Origin of the sequence: Elizabethkingia argenteiflava, from assembly GCF_009904105.1 — a bacterium.
GTDB lineage: Bacteria > Bacteroidota > Bacteroidia > Flavobacteriales > Weeksellaceae > Elizabethkingia > Elizabethkingia argenteiflava.
The window spans coordinates 1-291 of the sequence record NZ_JAAABJ010000191.1; the positions used below are offsets into that span (position 1 = coordinate 1).

Here is a 291-nt window from a genome sequence, read left to right on the forward strand (position 1 = left end):
TCATAAATTCGGCATAGTCTTCGATGGTTATCAAACCAAGCAAATGTTCTTTCAATAATCCATCTTTTATGGATAGGCTGAAAATTCTTTTTTTGCTTATCAGGCCTTAAAACAACCTGAATAATGTGTCCAAACCCCTTTTTTACCAGATCTACTATTTCCCCACGATAACCACCATCAGCCAGAATAACTTTAATGCCACAAAGCATTTCTTTTAACACGCGCATAAGTAAAATAACAGCCTTACTATCATGTATATTAGCCATTGTAACCATGATTGCAATTAAAAAA

At 34.0% G+C, this 291-nt stretch carries 1 protein-coding gene; it reads right to left on the bottom strand.

Translation table 11 applies throughout. The features are described from left to right. Window positions 1-266: transposase (locus GNY06_RS01555; RefSeq protein ID WP_244614329.1), on the bottom strand; the 266-nt coding region annotated here is incomplete at its 3' end. Window positions 267-291: the final 25 nt, after the last annotated feature.